Raw genomic sequence first — 17,331 nt, forward strand, 5'->3', positions numbered from 1 at the left:
AAAAGAATTAATCTTAAAACGGGTGTACAGATGAGCAGTGAACGAGGAAAAATCATATCAAGTTCGGATAATCATTTATGATTCAAAACTCTCCGCGTCCCCGCGTCTCCCGAAGTTTGCTCAAGGGGGGAACACATAAGAGCGACTTCTCTTTGGATGCAACTTCTTTCCGTGTCCCCCTGTAACTATTAACTATGCATCTTCAGGATTTAACTGCTTCAATTCCTCGGTGGTGTATGCCCCAATAGGACTCCAAAGGAGATAGGGAATAAGTAATAGTGTTGCTAGTCCAGAAATTGGCAAAACACATACTGCCAACACGATGGCTGAAATCAAACCGATTAATCCAATAATTTCACCAGTTTTGAGACTGCGAAACCTCAGCATTAGAGGTATGTAAGCAACAGTAATTATTTCTACCAAAAGGTATAAACCCATTAGTAGCCAGGTAATTACGCTTCCTGGATTTTTTTGCCAAATAATATTAGCTGAAGCGGCACCGCAAATAAAAATTACAGTCCAGATGAGCGGGATAAAAGGTTCAAAAACTAGCCATTGGGGGCGACTCAACTGTGCAAACCATTTGACATCGCGGGGCGTAATCAAAAAACTACCAATGGCAACTAAGAAAGTTACAGCTGCGATCGCTATCCAAGATGAAATCATATCTACACCCTTACCCCTATCTTTTGTCAATTCTTACACTGCAAGTTTGACAATTTAAGGTGTAGGTTTAATCAGTCGTTGGTTTGAATTTCAACATCTAAAATTACAGTAATTTTCAGGTATATGGACCACGGTTAGGCTAGGCAGTGGTGTAATTGCAAAACTGACAGCTAGACCTGTCACAATTAAGCAAGAAAACATTAATGTTTACATTCCTATCACCAGTCTGGTAGAAAGCTACTACAACTCTTTGGCAAAACCAGTTATCGCAATATTGTGAAGTATTTCACTTTGACGCAGATATCACCCAAAAGTTGGATGATAAATTTGTATTTACATCAATGGTGCGATCGCTTGGTTTAGCAGTATCCAAATCTTTCAAAATCACCTGTGCCAAACAAGTCTTAAATTTTGATTTTTCCGGGGAATCTCCAAATACATCCTCAAAAGCATTCCTTAAGACTCAGTACGGCATTTAGATTTAACTAAACTTCTTTGCTAGTTCCGTACCTTATTCAAGCTTAAACACATCTGCTAGTACACTGCTATCACCCACCAGCCTAGCTTTTGCTGGAGAGTCATAAACAACCAAAAGTGAAGGTATCCCAGTTACATCCTGAAATAGAGTCATACCTTCAGCATGGTCATCCCGATTTCCATAGGGAATTTCTTGTACAAGCTCTGGATTGTTGAGGACATTTTCTCGTAAATTGACACCATTTTTCAAACGATAAACTTGCACAGGCCCATCTAAATCCATTGTTGGCCCAGCTAAAATCAACAAATCTTCACCATGAACGAGTAAATCTCGAATTCCTAACCCATTCAACCAGATAAAATGCTTTTTATATCCCTTCTTTTCTTCTCCAATTTTTCGCAGTTTCATCAGCCCTGGGTTAGAATTTTCCAACTCGATTTCTAGAATGACAGCCCAACCCCGTACAACTGGCCCGCGTAAACCTAGAAAAATGCGGTTTTGATAAATGGCTAACCCTTCAATATCAAAGCCATTATCTTTTCCCGGAATTGCTGCTTTAATAAACAAACCCAAATGGGTGTCATTTGCTAAAGCTGCCATCAGCAAGTTACCTTGATTTGTTACCTCTAGTTTCGCAGCACTTAACTGTACATCTGAATTTTGAGGGTGTGGACAAGATGAAAATAACTTTCCATCCACAAGGGGAATTCTTCCAAGAATGTAGCGGTTGAGTTCTGATTCAATTTTTGCTAACCTTGAAATACTTTTTTTATCGTTATTATTGGGCTTAGGTTTTTTGCGTTTGTAGCTATGAGAACCAACTAACCATAAGTAATAATCAGCATAAGCCAATCCTTCAATATCAACTTCTTCATCCTCTGGTGCAGGTAAACCAATGAATTCTGCCACTCGAAATTGTTGATGGTCTGTAAATTTATCAGTATCAACTAAAGAAAGACGTTCAATCGTTGAAGTTTCATCTGACCCCAACCATAAATGATTATCAGAAGTCAGCAGTAAAGCTGAAAGATCTTCCCTGTGTTCTTGAAAATTCTCAGCAAACGTTAGGGAAACTTGATGCAGTAAATGCGAATTTGACATGTTAGCTAGTCTCTCAGGTTAGGAAGTTGTTAATCCTGATATTTTAGTGTGTGATTTAATACTCTGCAACGAAAAAATGTTTAATGACCTAACCTACATGCAACTCGGCAAGGTAAATATGTCATTGAAATTTATGATAGCACCTGTATAATTTTCATAAGAATATCAAGTATCAATGGTAATAAAAATACTTACACCCAAGGATAATGTTAAAAACAAATATCAAAAGATAGATGGAATTTTTTAACTAATGCTATTATGCAATAACCTGATTAAGTAGGTCATTGCTATCAATTATGAAATTAGCTACAGAATTATCAGTAAAAACTCTAGGAGACTACGCTTACCAGGCGATCCAAAAACACTTTAAGAAAGCCTCGAAGTGGGAAAAATCAGTTAAGAAAGATGAAGATCCGGAAGCACTGCATCAAATGCGAGTGGGGATGCGTCGCCTACGTACAGCCACAAGTAGGTTTGAAATAGCACTAAATTTGCCAAAGCCAGCCAGAGATAAAAATATCGGTAAAATTGCTCGTCGTCTTGGTAGCCTCAGAGACTTAGATGTGCTAAAAGAAGCTTTGGAAAAACTTTATCAACCACATTTGCCTCGCAAAGAACAGGAATCTTTGCAAACAGCTTTCGATGCTTTGGCTAAACAACGTAAAGATGCATTCTCTAATGTACAAACAACATTAAAGGACGAGTCTTACAAGTCTTTAAAACAAGCATTGGAAGAGTGGTTGGATAAACCAAGTTATCAACCCGTGGCTTCTCTACCAATTCAGCAGGTACTACCAGATTTATTGTTACCTGAAGTGAGTCGTTTCTTGCTACATCCAGGGTGGCTAGTTGGTACTCGAGTTGTGGATTCAGAGGTAACAGTCAACACCAACTGGAAAGCAGAAAAACTAGAACAACAATTGACAACTCAAGGTGACACTATTCATGATTTGCGCAAACAAGCTAAACGCGTGCGCTACCAGATGGAGTTATTTACTGACTTATATGGCGAGTCTTACGCTGCTTATATTGCAGAAGTGAAAAGTATTCAAGAGATTTTAGGTACGCTGCAAGACAGTGCAGTTATGAGTGAGTGGCTTGTGGATGTCTTCAAATCAGAAATTCACACATTACCAACACTTACTGCTTTATTAGCGGAAAATCGTTACAAATCGTGGCAACAGTGGCAACCTTTGCAGGAGAGGTATTTAAAAGCTGAAAACAAACACAGTTTTCATTTAACAATACTGCATCCCCTTTAGGAAGAAAAGATAAATTCTAGAAAATAAGTAAAGTGCGGACTATTTTTCTGTTCGCTGCTGAGCGCTTTTTGGTGACAATTATTTTCCACTAGATTTATCCAGAGTCACCAGAACCGAGATCGTTGCTGACTTGTTTCTTTATTTAGTGAGATGGAAACTAGCGGTGAGCAGACAAACTAATAGGAGCCTCAAGGGACAACACATAAACACTGCTCTGGGGAATCTGCACAACACGAGTATTTTCTGGGGAGCGCAAGCCAGCAAGTAATCCTACAGCGCTTCCCAGCATTGCTCCTCGGTCAAACTGATCCGGATCGCCTTGGTTCAAGAAGCCTAAGGTACTTCCGCCAATTCTACCCCAAATGGAACCATTTTCTACAGCTTTGTCATTAGCTCGCTTATGAGTAATAGTAGTGCCAGGAATTGTTTGACTTGATGCTTTGATCGAGACAATTCGACCATTAATCACCAAAGACTGCGCCAAAATTTTAGCACCTCCATCTGTTGGTTTGAGGACAATTGTTACAGGAGTGTTTTCAGCTGCTATGGTGTTACCTTGAGCATCTTTAATCGCATTAGCTAAAGGAACTGTGAGGGGATAATCCTTTTTTTGCCCAACATCTATGGTAACAGACGCGGGAAATGAGACAATAACCGCTGTATCTTGAGGAATGCTAATCTCTTCACTGATTGCTTGGGGCTGAGGTTGCGGCGCAGACTGAGTCGGAACTGGTTGGGCACTAGCTGGCAGTGTAACTGCACCCAACAAAGACATAGAACAGGCAAGATTCAATAACATCTGCGTTTTCATAACCGTTTCTCCCTTGGATGTGAGTAGTTTGTTCTGGGCTTGAACCCTTCACTCAATCAATAGGTCGATTATTGTTGGTTTATGCAGTCTGTTTTGAGAAAAATGCTAAATCTTTTGTACTTAGGCTATATTCCGTAGGTGCGATCGCCAAGTATTGTGATAATATTCTGCTTTGCTCTGGCGACTATGAACTAAAGATGCCAGAAGCTACAACTTATACCAATTCATCCCCAAAAACTATATTGAGTCAGACTTTCTTAATTACGAATTACGAATTTTTATTACCTATTATTGTCTTAAACTTATTTGCTGAACCTAAGGAATAATCTTCTAACCTGAAATCCGCAAAAGGTTTATTCTCTAACCTATCTTTTAAGGCTTCATCTAAAATTACACCTGCTGAATCTTTTTTAACACCAATAATAATTACACTTCTGTGATATGCAGTTAAATCTCGATTTACTTGACAATTATTCTGCTGAAATTTACCCAGATTTAATAAACGATAACCTTTAATACTGGGTGAATTACTAAATAGCTTTTTGGCTAAAAGTTGTACCTGCTTAGAACGCTCCAGAGCTATGCGTTGTGCGCTTGCTACATTACCCTCACAAGCAGATGTACCTAAAGAAATAATTTCACTAGGATTGTCCATTATATTCTGTATACCTTCTTGTTCTAATTTTAATTTTAAAACTTCAAGACTAATAATTTTATCTTTATATTTGATTTGGAAATTGCTGCCTAAAAGCCATTTATATTCTACTGACAAAACAGCTATATTAAATTTGGCAATTCTACCTTGACTATCCCTACCTTCTTTATAAGGAAAGTAATCAACCTTGCCTTTTCTTTGTGGGTATTGCCCGTAATTGGAAGATGTAACCAAATTTGGATAGCCTGTAGCTAAGCATATTACATTGAGTAATCCTAATGACACTAACAGCGCTGCAAATAGTGCTGGTAGAGGTAATTTTTCTGGCTGCTTTGCTAGTAAAGGTAAAGTTGTATGAGGTTTTAGCTGGGCTATCTGTTCAGTTTTAGAAATACCCAATGCTTTGATTCCAGCTTGATACTGTTCAACGTCTCCTACGCGCTGCAAAGCAGGACGGTTTCCCACCTCCGACATCATGAGCTTTTGTTCTAATTTAGAAGCGTCGATTTTTTCCATTGCTATGCAGTGCAACACCAAACCATTTCTTGTTTGATGCTGGAAATAGTCATAGACTTTAGGAATGCCAGGATGATTTATCTGTCCCAACACATCTGCCTCTTGCCGAAACAGTTCCACTGTTTTAGCGTCGTTTGCTAAATCTTCGTTGAGCACCTTTAGAATTATCGGCGTGTCTTGTTCGTATGCCTGATAGACTTTGCCAAAGCCAGTTTTGTCGCTCAACAATTCCATCACGCGATAACGCCCTAGCAATTCCAGTGGGGAACCACAATTTTGACAAAAACGGTTTTTATTATTGTTAGGGTTATTGGGTTGCGGACAAACTGGATTGATACAAAGGCTCATGACTGGCTGAATCTGTGGTACAAAGTAGCGATCGCTCACCTATATTCTTTTGCTAAGAAAGCTGCTACAGTCCGGTTAAATGACTCAGGACAGGTCAAAAAAGGCCAATGATTACCAGGAACTTGGCACAGACGTAAGTTTTTGAGATGGGTTTTGTAAGGTTGGAGTTGCCAATCTTGACGGTTAACGCCTTTTTCTGGTTGGATGAAGAGTGCAGGGATATCAAGGGGAATTGTAAAACCTGGGACTCGCATTACTTCCTCAAAAATCTCATCGCGGGCGGCAACAGTAAACTTGCTACCCCAACTACCATCTGATTTTTCTTCGATTCCTGCTTGAAAAACTTGCTGCTGTAAGGGAGTCCATTCTTGATATTGGCTTAACTGACGCGCTTGTTGTTCGGCTGCTTCGTAACTTGTAAACGGCCCCATGCCTTTGAGAAAAGGTAAGACGCGGTACAAAATCGGAAATGTCAACTTCAAAAAACTGGGCATCTTCCAGATAAAAATCGGGTCGACCAGAATCATACTCCGCAAACGCTTGGGGTTTTGCCTTGCCCAAATAGCAGCTAATTTACCTGTCCAAGAGTGACTTACAACATGGGCAGAAGACCATCCCAAATAATCCATGAGTGCTTCTAAATCTGCGATCGCACTTGCAAAACTGTAATCTTTCTCTGGCTTGCTGCTTTCACCATGACCGCGCATATCCGGCGCAACTATGTGATAGTCTGCCGCCAAGTAATCACCTAAGCTAGACCAAACAAGGGCGTTGTCAGCTAAACCATGTAACAGCAGCACAGGTTCCTGACTTTGGTGCCACTCTAAATAAGAAAGTTGAATATCAGACTTGAAAAAATTTTGACGTAGAGGCATCGTCATACATCCACCCTAGGGGAGATAATTTTGCGCTTATATGTTACAGCGAAAGCTTTTGCCTACCAAGGGTAAAAATAAAGCTATGAAGGTATCAATCACGCTTATTTGTTCGCGATAAATTCGAGGGCGATCGCTGGGATAAAAAAGCCTCAAATTCTTGCATTGTAAGAATTTGAGGCTTTTGCTCTGAAAAATTCCTGATTGATTACTCAATCACTGTTTTAGTTCGTCGCAAATAAGACATCAACCCAGTAGTTACTCGACTGATAGCTGGAGTTGGGAAATGCAGGGGTTGAACTATAGTTATAGACACCGTTACCCCCACTAACTCCATTGCCTAGAGCATGCAATGGTGGGCTATCTACGCCAGCGTTAGCAAAGTATCCCTCATCTACAGAGTAGTGTCCAACATTAGTGTGGTAGGACGCAACATAAGTAGTATTGGCAGTAATTGCTACGGGAGTAGTAAAGTTGACTTGCTGCCAACCTGATGCCGTCTCGTTGGTGAAAGTTGCTCTTGCTAACTGTGTACCAGTGCTGCTCCACAAAGTGCCGACGTGAGTACCCGTATTGCTTGTACTCTTATAAAATCGGATGCCAGTAATTGACCCGTTGACATCTGAGCGGAACTTGACACCAACCTCAATAGCAGTGTTATCGGGATCTGCCACCACAGCAGGAGTTATTGTATTATTCCAGATACTAGACGCTCCTGGTGGAGTTGTGGTGGCAGCCGCCGTAGTAAATGACCAAGTGAAGTTTGCTGCTAAAACATTGCCAGCTTGGTCTTTCACCCGTGGATCGGTACTTCCACCTCTGATGGTAGCAGTATAGGCTGTACTGGCTGTCAGTGGGCTGCTTGGTGTAAGCGTTGCCGTGCGGCTGTTAGTGTTGTATGTAACAGTGGCTGCTACCAGGACATTGTTCGCTCCCCGCAACTGAAATGTATTGGTATTAACTGTTGCTGAGTCTATAGCCTCGCTAAAGGTAGCCGTAACGCTCGATCCCACACTTACGCCTGTAGCACCGCTACCGGGAGTTGTTGCACTCACCGTCGGTGGGGTTGTGTCAGAAGGTGCGGTAGTTGTAAAGACCACATCGACCCAGTAGTTGCTTGACTGGTAAGTTGAGTTAGGGAAGGCTGGAGTCGAGCTATAGATATAGACACCATTAGCTCCATTCTCCCCATTGCGGAGAGCGTGCAATGGTGGGTTATCGACTCCAGAAGTATCAAAGAAGCTACTATCAGCAGCGTAACGCCCAACATTGGTGTGATAGGAAGCTACATAAACCGTGTTAGCAGTAATTGCCACTGGAGTATCAAAGTTGACTTGTTGCCAGCCCGAAGTCGTTTCGTTGGTGAAGGTTGCCCTTGCTAATTGCGTACCTGTGTTGCTCCACAAGGTGCCGACATGAGTACCTGTATTGCCAGTACCTTTATAGAAACGGATGCCAGAGATGTAGCCGTTGCCATCTGAGCGGAATTTGACACCCACTTCAATTGCATCAGTATCGGGATCTGCGGCTACAGTAGGAATCACCGTGGTATCCCAGATACTACACGGACAGGTGCGCGATCCAATTGTGACGGTAACACTTGCTCCGGGGGTCTCAATATTACCGCTATCATCGATCGCACGACTCCTGATGGTGACTGAACCGGATGTATTGGCTCTCCAAGTATAAGTCCAATTAGCGCGACCACTGGCAGGATGCCATGTCGTTCCACCATCTACTGATACCTCAACCCCACCTACAACGCCGCCACCCATATCAGTTGCGGTACCGGTAATCGTGACTTGTGCACCGCTTTGCACGGTTGCACCAGTAGTGGGTGAGGTAATTGTTGAGGTAGGAGTGGTTGTGTCGCCGGAAGCAGTGGCAGACAGCAAACCAGTCTGCAACGTGGCCGGTTGCACGCCCATATCAGCTAATAAGTTAACTGTTGCCTGCTGCATCTTTGGATTCGCAGGCGAACTACCTCGGTCGTGATTGCTATCTAAACCCCAAGACCACTGTATTGTTCCAGCACCAAAAACCAGTGCCCCACTACTGTGCTTATACAATGTCAGGTGGTGAATTGCTGTACCTGTAGTATAAGTAGACCCGTAGTCCTGTAGAATCTCGACATTATTAGCCGTAGTCGAGGACAAGCGAATCAAGCCAGGAGGTCGGAACCCGTTATCAGCGTCTTCATCCCATTCGTAACCCAGGGTACTAGCGGTTAGTGTGGTCGTGCTAGTTGCTGTAGCAATGCTGGTGTTACGCCAAAAGCGCATCTTGCCATCCGCCGCAGGTACTTGGATAGCAGTAGTTCCGCCATTGACCTTGAATATTGTTCCAGACAGGGCGTTCTCTGGACGACCACCATCAGCTGGGGGGCTAAAGCGTGGGTCGCGCCAAGTACCTGTCCAAGTAGGTGGGTCTTGCGGATCGATAACTGCATTAGCCTTCGTCTCCTTATATGTCACCAGAGTCCGATAGGGTTTTGCTGACGAATCAATACTGTTTTCCCAACGAGTTTTCCAAAAAATTTCGTTGCCACTAAAGAATGCCAGATGAGTGCCTAGATTCCGGGCAGCTTCGACGTTGGCTCGTTGCGTGTTCGACCAGTACTCGTCATGCCCGACCGACAGAAAGGCCTGATGATTGCGGATTAGATTACCACGGCGATCGCTATCCACACCAGTGAAGTAGCTGACATTGTAACCGTTAGCCTCCAACCAGCGAACCATTGGGTATTCAGCGTTAAATAACCAATCTTGACCGTTGTCAACTATGCGGGTGTTGAACGGACGGTTGTAGCTGACTTTGTATGCCCGACCAGCAGGCGATCCTGTATAAAGGCTATTCCCACCGTAGTCATTGTACGCCTGCCAAGTTGTATCAGAAGTCTGGAAAAGCAGATCGGAAGTGCTAGCATCGTCCCGAACAATAAAGACAATATGGCTTGCCCCTCCAGTATCCGAACGCACAACTTTCGCGAAGTATATCCCCGATGTGGCATCTGTTGGCACAGACCAAGATGCAGACACTGCCCAGTTACCGCAATCAATCAGTCCAGTTGTTGCATTGCTAAGGCAGCTCGGTTGGTTCTGTGCCTGTGTTAACGAACGTTGAACAGTTGCTACCTTACGGGCACCATTACCACCGTAGTAGCCCATGCGGTAGATATCAAGGCGGTAATTAGTAGCGTTAGTTTTAATCTTAAAAGAAATAGTCTCTCCTCGATTGATACTGATATCAGTGGCAAAGCCCTGGATAGTCGAGTCACCGATACCGCTGATATCCCATTGCGTGGAGGGGTTACCTGCTTTACAGTTCTCAGCAACTATCGAGTTGGCTGGAGAAGCACAGGGATCGGCCGCTAGCACCCTCTGCATCAGCGGTTGAAACCCCACGTTCAGCCCTACTGCCAAAACTATCGTTAGCATCATCAGGATCATCATGCGAATGAACCTGTTCATTTAGCCTCCTTCAAAGAACAATAAAAGGTATAAATGATAGAAAATTTATTCAGTTTTAAAAATTAGGCTAATAAATTTGGTTTAAAACCTGAATAAATCATGAAATAAATGCTTCCTTTCTTTATCTCTCGTCTTTCCAAACCTTCTCCTCCCCAGGGGAGGAGAAGGTTTCGCTCTTCCTACCAGCCAGTCAAACTTTTTCTAATGCTTATCCTCAAAGGAGACGGACACAAAGAAGCAACATAAGGTGGCTGGAGGATAGATGTGTGATTCCTGAATCAATGCACTAGTTTGTAGTAAATACAACATCGACCCAGTAATTGCTCGACTGATAGGTGTTGTTTGGGAAGCCACTAGCACCATACTTATAAATTCCATTGCCCCCACTCACCCCATTACGCAGAGCGTGCAGTGGTGGATTATCAACTCCAGCAGCAGCAAAAAAACCGCTATCAGCAGCGTAACGTCCGACATCAGCGTGATAAGAAGCTACGTAAACAGTGTTAGCAGTAATCGCCACTGGGGTACTAAAGTTGACCTGTTGCCAACCCGAAGCTGTTTCGTTGCTGAAAGTTGCACTACGTAACAACGTACCACCGCTGCTCCACAAATTGCCGATATGAGTGCCTGTGTTACCGCTTCCTTTATAGAATCGGATACCAGTAATCGAGCCGTTGACATCTGAGCGGAACTTGACTCCTACCTCGACAGCATCAGGATCGTTCTCCGATGGGTTTGTTGGAGTTGCCGAACTATTCCAGATACTCACAGAGGATTGTGTTTCTGCCGTGGTGAAAGACCAAGTATAGTTCGCAGCTAAGGTGTTGCCCGCTTGGTCTTTCACCCCAGTTGCTCCGCCTTTGACAGTGGCATTATAAGTCGTCAAAGCTACCAGTGGGCTGCTTGGTGTTAGCGTCACTGTGCGGTTGGCAGCGTTGTAGCTAACAGTAGCTGATACCAGCGCATTGTTTGGTCCCCGCAACTCAAATGTACTAGTATTAATCGTTGCTGAGTTAATTGCTTCGCTGAAGGTAGCCGTGACACTCGTCCCAGCGTTTACTCCTGTAGCACTGTTAGCAGGAGATGTTGAACTCACTGTTGGTGGGGTTGTGTCCGAACCTGTATTAGTTGTGAATACGACATCGACCCAGTAGTTGGTCGATTGATAGGTGTTGTCTGGGAAGCTAGTAGCACCATACTTATAGACCCCATTACCTCCATTTTCTCCATCGCGGAGAGCGTGCAGCGGTGGATTATCAATTCCAGAAGCCGCAAAGAAATTGTTATCAGAAGCATAGCGTCCCACATCAGTGTGGTAGGAAGCTACGTAAACAGTATCAGCTGTAATTGCTACAGGAGTATTAAAGTTAACCTGCTGCCAGCCCGAAGCTGTTTCGTTGCTGAAAGTTGCCGTCGCCAACTGCTGGCCACCACTACTCCACAAGTTACCAATGTGAGTGCCTGTGTTGCCGCTTCCTTTATAGAAACGGACACCAGTAATGAAGCCGTTGATATCTGAACGGAATTTAACTCCTAACTCGACAGCATTGGTATCAGAGGATGATGGGTTTGTCGGAGTTGCGGAACTATTCCAGATGCTTTGAGGGGGTAGCGTACTTGCAGTAGTAAATGACCAAGTAAAGTTCGCAGCTAAGGCGTTATCCGCAAAATCTTTCACCCCGGTTGCCCCACCTTTGATAGTGGCGTTATAAGTTGTTGAAACTGCTAGTGCGCTACTCGGTGACAGACTGGCAGTGCGGGTTGCTTCGTCATAGCTAACGGTAGCTGATACCAATGTATTCGCCTGATTTCGCAGTTCAAAGTTGCTGGTATTGATAGTTGCTGGATCGATAGCCTCGCTAAACGTAGCTGTAATAGTTGTGACGGTATTAATAGCTGTAGCACCGTTGGTAGGGGAAGTAGAACTTACTGTTGGGGGTGTCGAATCCTGAGTATATGTGACAACATAGGAGCCAGCATTACCTGGGAAGAAAGCATACTCAATGCCTTTAATTCCTTTTGGTGTGTAAATAACAGGGCTACCATTACGCGTAATGCTACTAATGGCTAAATCGCCAAAGCGATTTGGTAGCATTGCTTGCAGACCATTTGTACCTGTACCTTGGGTAATTGTAAAGTTTAGGGTGTTGTTGCTCCATGCCAACGAGCCAAAAGATGAACTGTTGCGACCGTCGAGCCATTTCAACAGTTGTTTGGCAGAGACAATCGGTATACTACGGGTTTGTGCAGAGGTAACTACCGCATTGGCAACATCTGAGGTGGGAGCATCAGTATGGGCATTAACATTGAAAATCCCGTAATACCCCTCTTCGCCAATGGCGCGATCGAGTAGAGTATCGATTGAGGAAGGGTATGTTTGTCCTGACTCATCAGTCAATTGGGTAGCCGAGTTATAGACATCAATCATTGTCCCGTTCTGGTTGGCTAAACGCATTGCCATACCAGAGCCTGTAAAGAATCCTGGGCGGTTATTAACCCAACTAGGCGGCCAATAGTAGTAGGTTGTGTCGAGCCTGATCCCGTGGTTAAGCTCAACTTGTGGTGTGGTAAACCAGTCACTCCATACAAGGCAGTGATGTCGTTCGGTGGTAGGGGCAGGAATGCTGGCGTACTTGTTGGTAAAGTCGCTCAATTGTTGTGTATAGAACGTCTCCAGCGTAGAGGGTGTGAAATTTCCACAGCCAGTATTGACATGCAACGATATCTCAAAGCCATCAGCGGTGTAATTGGCTGCCTGCTGGCTCGTCAGCGGCGAATTGGGATAGATATATGAGGTACCTCGAATACACTCCCAATCATCAACTGAACAACCGGCTGGACTGTTGGCTTTAAATTGATCGAACCGAGGTGCCGTTCCTCCATTGGCATGGTCGTCACCGGTCATGAGTACAACCGCCTTTTTACCATGTGGGAAATACCAAAAGCGCGGTAGCGGTTTTTTCTCAAGATTCATTTTAAGGATCAGGTTTGCCAGCAGGCGCTGTTGCTCATCGGCTTGAGGAATAGCCACCTTATTTAAATCAACCCAATCTGGTTTGACATCACCGCTGGCATTGCCAAAGAACAAGTCATCAGAACGGATAGGCGCGAAACTATCGCGTTCCTGCGCTGCCCAAGCTGAATTACCTTGGCGTGTGTAAATTACTGAACGCGCAAGGTCGTAGGTAAACGCAGCAGCCTGACCGCCATTGCTGCCGATGCTACGCAGTGTAACGGCAGGATTGGATGTAGTCGTTGTCGCGTTTGTGTAAAGATTAGCAATGCTGGAAGCACCGTTTAGTGTGTAGCGGTCAGCAGTTCCGTGGAATTGAATAGTCTGGTCTACAAGGCCATTACCGACATCTGTTGAGGTGTCTACACGCAAATAGGTATTAGAGAGCGTAGTTCCTGCATCAGTTAGCCCCAGCAAGCTAGCAAGTTGCTTGTCAGGGTGCATTGCGATTAAATTACCTCCACCTGTAACCCAATTGCTGAATGTTGTCACCTGAGCAGAGGTTAGCGCTGTCTCAGCAAGGATGACCAAATCGTAATTAGCAAGTGTAGCTGCCGAAACTGACGAGATATCGCTGACACTGAAATCGTTGAGTCCTTCATTTCGCAGAATCTCAGTGTAGTAGTTGCTAAAGGGGTTGGTAGCATTAGTTACTAACAAGATTGGCCCGCCAGGTGGTGGTGGCACAGCCGCGATAAGAGTTTTTTCACTAGGACTCAAGCTGGCTTTGTTGACTGAGCTAGCATTTGTCTGGTTTTTCAGACTCTTTTTAAGATCTAGATCGATGGGTGATACATCAGCTAGCTTCTTGATTACTTGGACAGTTCGCTTCAGTACACGAGTTTTCGAGTCCCAAACTTTAATCTCACCATTTTCGTCTGCACTGACTAAGTTAAGTCCATCAGGGCTAATAGTCAGACCTTTGATAGAGGCATTATGTCCGATTATGCTGGCGCTTAGGCTCCCAGTTGTTACGTCCCACTGATAAATCTTTTTATCATCACCACCAGCAATCACGGTCTTTCCATCCTTACTGAAGGCGACTGTCTTGAGCGTTTTAGCAGCTCCACGTAGAACCTTAAGCTGTTTGGGATTTTTTACATCCCCCACATCCCATATTCGAGTTGTGCCGTCATCGCTGACACTGGCTAAGATTTTTCCGGTCGGACTAAAGGCAACTTCGTTGACAGTATCGGCGTGTCCAAGCAGGGTTTGAATATTTCGACCTGTTTGTGTGTCCGACAGTTCGATCAGACCTTGCTCGTCTGCGCTAGCCAATATCTTGCTGTCTAAGCTGAAGGCCAATCCTTTAACAAAGCTTTTATGTTCCTCGATGATATATTTCAGTTTGTTGGTCACTGCGTCCCATACGAAGACTTTGGTATCTTGTCCTCCAGTAGCTAAGAGCTTCCCGTCTGGACTGACAGTAAGTGCTTCAATTGGATTTTCGTGTCCTGTGAGGTTCTGAGTTAGTTTGCCAGTTGCTGCATTCCACCGACGCAGTACGGAGTCCTTACCAACGCTATTCAGTACCCCATCTGAACTGAAGACGATTCCAGTGACGGGGGCTGCTGCTGAGGTAGCCGACAGAGTTAGTTTGTCCTTGCCAGTTGCTGCATCATAGGCGATGACCCGACCATCTTCAGTACCGGTGACCAGGGTATCTCCATTCTGGTTATAAGCGATCGCAGTAACTGCATTAGAATTTTTTGTGGATTTGGACGCGCTATCCTGAGCTGTAACATACTCATTGCTCTGACCTAAGAAAAATATCAGTAAGACTGTGAAGAGCGTACAGCAAAATAAAATGATGTATCTCAAACGTCGCTTCATCGTTTCATAATCCTTGCTTGATAGTCGTTATAAATTTGTGATTTTTAAACTTACAGCCTCCTAATATGTAAATCAACATGTTTGAAATCATCCATTCCGTAGGTTAAATCGGCAATTTTGGTATTTGTTATCAATCATGTCAAACAAGGATTTTAGTCATGACAGACGATCAAAAATGCTAAATTTCTGTCTTGATTGGGTGCAAGACAATTTATAAAATTCTGATTGTGACGATATAATCCACGGAATGGTTGGTATTTTTAATTGTTCACCACGCAAACACTTGCTTTGTAGAACTTTTGCTTCCAGATGGTTCTCAAATTGTTCTTTGCTAGTAGCGAAAACTTCGTGAAACTAACCAGAATGCGGATTGTTCTATTAACAGCATGACAGACTGATTCAAGACTGAATAAATCAGTCTGAACTGCTCCAAGACAATTGCTTATTGACAATCAAAATCGCCGATCCATCAATAGAAAATACCCAGCACAGCAGAGTATTTTTAATGGTTAAAGGTAGCGTAAACGCTTACTGAGAGCGGTTTACGAAGTTAGCACAGTGGCTTTTAGCCAGACATTGCTATGGAAAAGAGGAACATCATCCATTGTTAACAAGGTCTCATCTTTAATAAACTATCAAACTGTATAAAAGCCGCCATTAATAAGGAATACGAGGTCTTGTTACCCTTTATTGTTAGGTTAACTAGTAGATGTTTTTGAATAGGGAACCACAGCAAAGAGGTCTTTTTACTTAGAGACTGTTATCTTTGCTATTCACACTTAATGAAAGTTTTTATACTCGAATTATTAGTATAATTTTTTTCTAGTTAAATATACTTAAAGTTTTGATGAATTTTTCAACAAGGTTGATATTATGCTAATACACGGTTACTAGTATTACTTTATAGTGCTTTTGATAAATGGCTGTCTTCCATAGCAGCAATAACTGCCAGTCCAGCAATTTCATGTTCTTTGATTTGATACCACTTGTCCTCAATCCGATTCCACTGACAACACAATACAAGCATTTTTAGTTTATTTATCTACACCTAGCTTGAAAAAGTGCTAAAAGCGGAGGTAGGCAGCGCAAGTGTTTTGCTGTACTCAGAAATAATGGCTGGATAGCAGACAATGAAACCAGAAAAATGATTGAGTGAATCAGGATGCGACTGCAATCTCAGTTAAATTAACTTGATAACCAAGCTTTTCTAACTGCTTGACTAAGCGCTGTTTCTTAAGTTGAAGTTTTTCCTAACGCTCAAAATGAGAAGCGCCTAAGTCAGAGTAAGGCTCTCATCGTTCGCGCAATAAACAGTTCGAGCCTGAAAGTCAGCTTCAACCCGATACTCATTCAAGCACAACCAAATGTAGCAAGTGTGGAGAATCAGCGACGCAAAGCACGAAAGCTAGATTAGCTGACTTGAAAATACTACTTTGACCAATATCGATGCAGACTCCCCACTTCCTATTTTTATGTGTTCTGGTGTACGCAGTTTATGATGGCTACTTCTTATTTCTCTGATAGCATTGCGTAAATTTCCCGTTTAACCTGCTCTAGTAGCTCGCGCACTCGATTGATTCGCTCTACATTGCCACTACGAGCAACCTGTACAACAACAGCAGCTAACTCTCCTGTCACATTCCGCAACTCTATAAATTCTTGAGGTTTGCCTTTGACAAAGTTTTTGAAGGTATCCCAAGGAGAGTCTGAAGGTTCCTGTTGGACACGCTCAGCCAGGAGTTGTCTGCCTTCATCTGTAATTGTGTAAACCCGCTTGCCGCTTTCTTGTTCGCTCGTCAGATAGCCTCCTTCTTCGAGCATTTGGAGCGTTGGATACACCGAACCAGGACTGAGACGACGAAAACCACCATAGCGGACTTCCATCGCTTTGATCAGATCGTAACCATGACTGGGGCGCTCAGATAACAATTCCAGCAGCAGGAACTTGATATCACCCCGCCGAGTCCGATATTCGTCTCCCCAACCACGACCAAAAATTTCATCGCCAAAGTGCTTGCCACGCTCTCGATCGTGATGCCTGCCGTGCTGGAAGTAATGACTAACAGGCAATGACTCGTCCTGACTGACTCCTGCCCATGCAGGTGCTGGAAAGCGGAACCGAAAGTGTCTAAACATAGGTAAATTCTCAATCAACTTTCTTTAATATACGATATATCGCGATATATCGCTATGAAGTTTAGATTAAATTTTTCGATAGTTGTAGGACTTACGCAGTGAAAAAACTCAAGGGTTGGGACAAGGTGCGTGAGGGTGTAGGTAATACCGTTCGGTTAAGGACTGCG

10 protein-coding genes and 1 pseudogene are annotated in these 17,331 nt (G+C 43.6%); 2 read left to right on the top strand and 9 right to left on the bottom strand.

Annotated features, from left to right (window positions below):
* Positions 1-192 precede the first annotated feature (192 nt).
* Complete coding sequence (locus RMY31_RS33645) at positions 193-666, bottom strand: TspO/MBR family protein (protein ID WP_322658402.1); 474 nt, start codon at positions 664-666, stop codon at positions 193-195.
* A 184-nt stretch (positions 667-850) separates the two neighbouring features.
* On the opposite strand from RMY31_RS33645, the pseudogene RMY31_RS33650 reads away from it, so the two are divergent.
* Positions 851-1,123, top strand: a pseudogene (locus RMY31_RS33650) (ATP-grasp enzyme); the annotation flags it as partial.
* A 54-nt stretch (positions 1,124-1,177) separates the two neighbouring features.
* Here RMY31_RS33650 and RMY31_RS33655 read toward each other — a convergent pair.
* The gene (locus tag RMY31_RS33655; RefSeq protein WP_322658344.1) at positions 1,178-2,245 is read right to left on the bottom strand and encodes a DUF3616 domain-containing protein; all 1,068 of its coding nucleotides are present in this window, start codon (positions 2,243-2,245) and stop codon (positions 1,178-1,180) included.
* Positions 2,246-2,541: 296 nt separating this feature from the next.
* On the opposite strand from RMY31_RS33655, the gene RMY31_RS33660 reads away from it, so the two are divergent.
* Positions 2,542-3,507 carry a CHAD domain-containing protein gene (locus RMY31_RS33660; protein WP_322658343.1) on the top strand — a complete coding sequence of 322 codons (966 nt, stop codon included), beginning with the start codon at positions 2,542-2,544 and terminating at the stop codon, positions 3,505-3,507.
* A gap of 157 nt (positions 3,508-3,664) precedes the next feature.
* Here RMY31_RS33660 and RMY31_RS33665 read toward each other — a convergent pair whose 3' ends face one another.
* From RMY31_RS33665 to RMY31_RS33695, 7 genes are all read right to left on the bottom strand, one after another.
* Positions 3,665-4,318 (bottom strand): hypothetical protein, encoded by a 654-nt coding sequence (locus RMY31_RS33665; RefSeq protein WP_322658342.1) that lies wholly within the window; start codon positions 4,316-4,318, stop codon positions 3,665-3,667.
* Positions 4,319-4,586: 268 nt separating this feature from the next.
* Positions 4,587-5,876, bottom strand: a complete 1,290-nt coding sequence (locus RMY31_RS33670; protein ID WP_409879222.1) for a 4-Cys prefix domain-containing protein — start codon at positions 5,874-5,876, stop codon at positions 4,587-4,589.
* Positions 5,873-6,712 carry an alpha/beta hydrolase gene (locus RMY31_RS33675; protein ID WP_322658400.1) on the bottom strand — a complete coding sequence of 280 codons (840 nt, stop codon included), beginning with the start codon at positions 6,710-6,712 and terminating at the stop codon, positions 5,873-5,875. Before RMY31_RS33675 ends, RMY31_RS33670 begins: the two co-directional genes overlap by 4 nt.
* 224 nt (positions 6,713-6,936) lie before the next feature.
* A complete protein-coding gene (locus RMY31_RS33680) occupies positions 6,937-10,182 on the bottom strand; it encodes a DUF4082 domain-containing protein (RefSeq protein WP_322658341.1) in 3,246 nt (1,081 codons plus the stop codon).
* A 286-nt stretch (positions 10,183-10,468) separates the two neighbouring features.
* Positions 10,469-15,028 carry a DUF4082 domain-containing protein gene (locus RMY31_RS33685; protein WP_322658340.1) on the bottom strand — a complete coding sequence of 1,520 codons (4,560 nt, stop codon included), beginning with the start codon at positions 15,026-15,028 and terminating at the stop codon, positions 10,469-10,471.
* 901 nt (positions 15,029-15,929) lie between these two features.
* Positions 15,930-16,055, bottom strand: a complete 126-nt coding sequence (locus RMY31_RS33690; protein WP_322658339.1) for a hypothetical protein — start codon at positions 16,053-16,055, stop codon at positions 15,930-15,932.
* Positions 16,056-16,537: 482 nt separating this feature from the next.
* Entirely contained in the window at positions 16,538-17,164 is a 627-nt protein-coding gene (locus RMY31_RS33695) for a PadR family transcriptional regulator (protein ID WP_322658338.1), read from the bottom strand.
* Positions 17,165-17,331: the final 167 nt, after the last annotated feature.

This window comes from Dendronalium sp. ChiSLP03b (assembly GCF_034531165.2).
GTDB classification, from domain to species: Bacteria; Cyanobacteriota; Cyanobacteriia; order Cyanobacteriales; family Nostocaceae; genus Dendronalium; species Dendronalium minutum.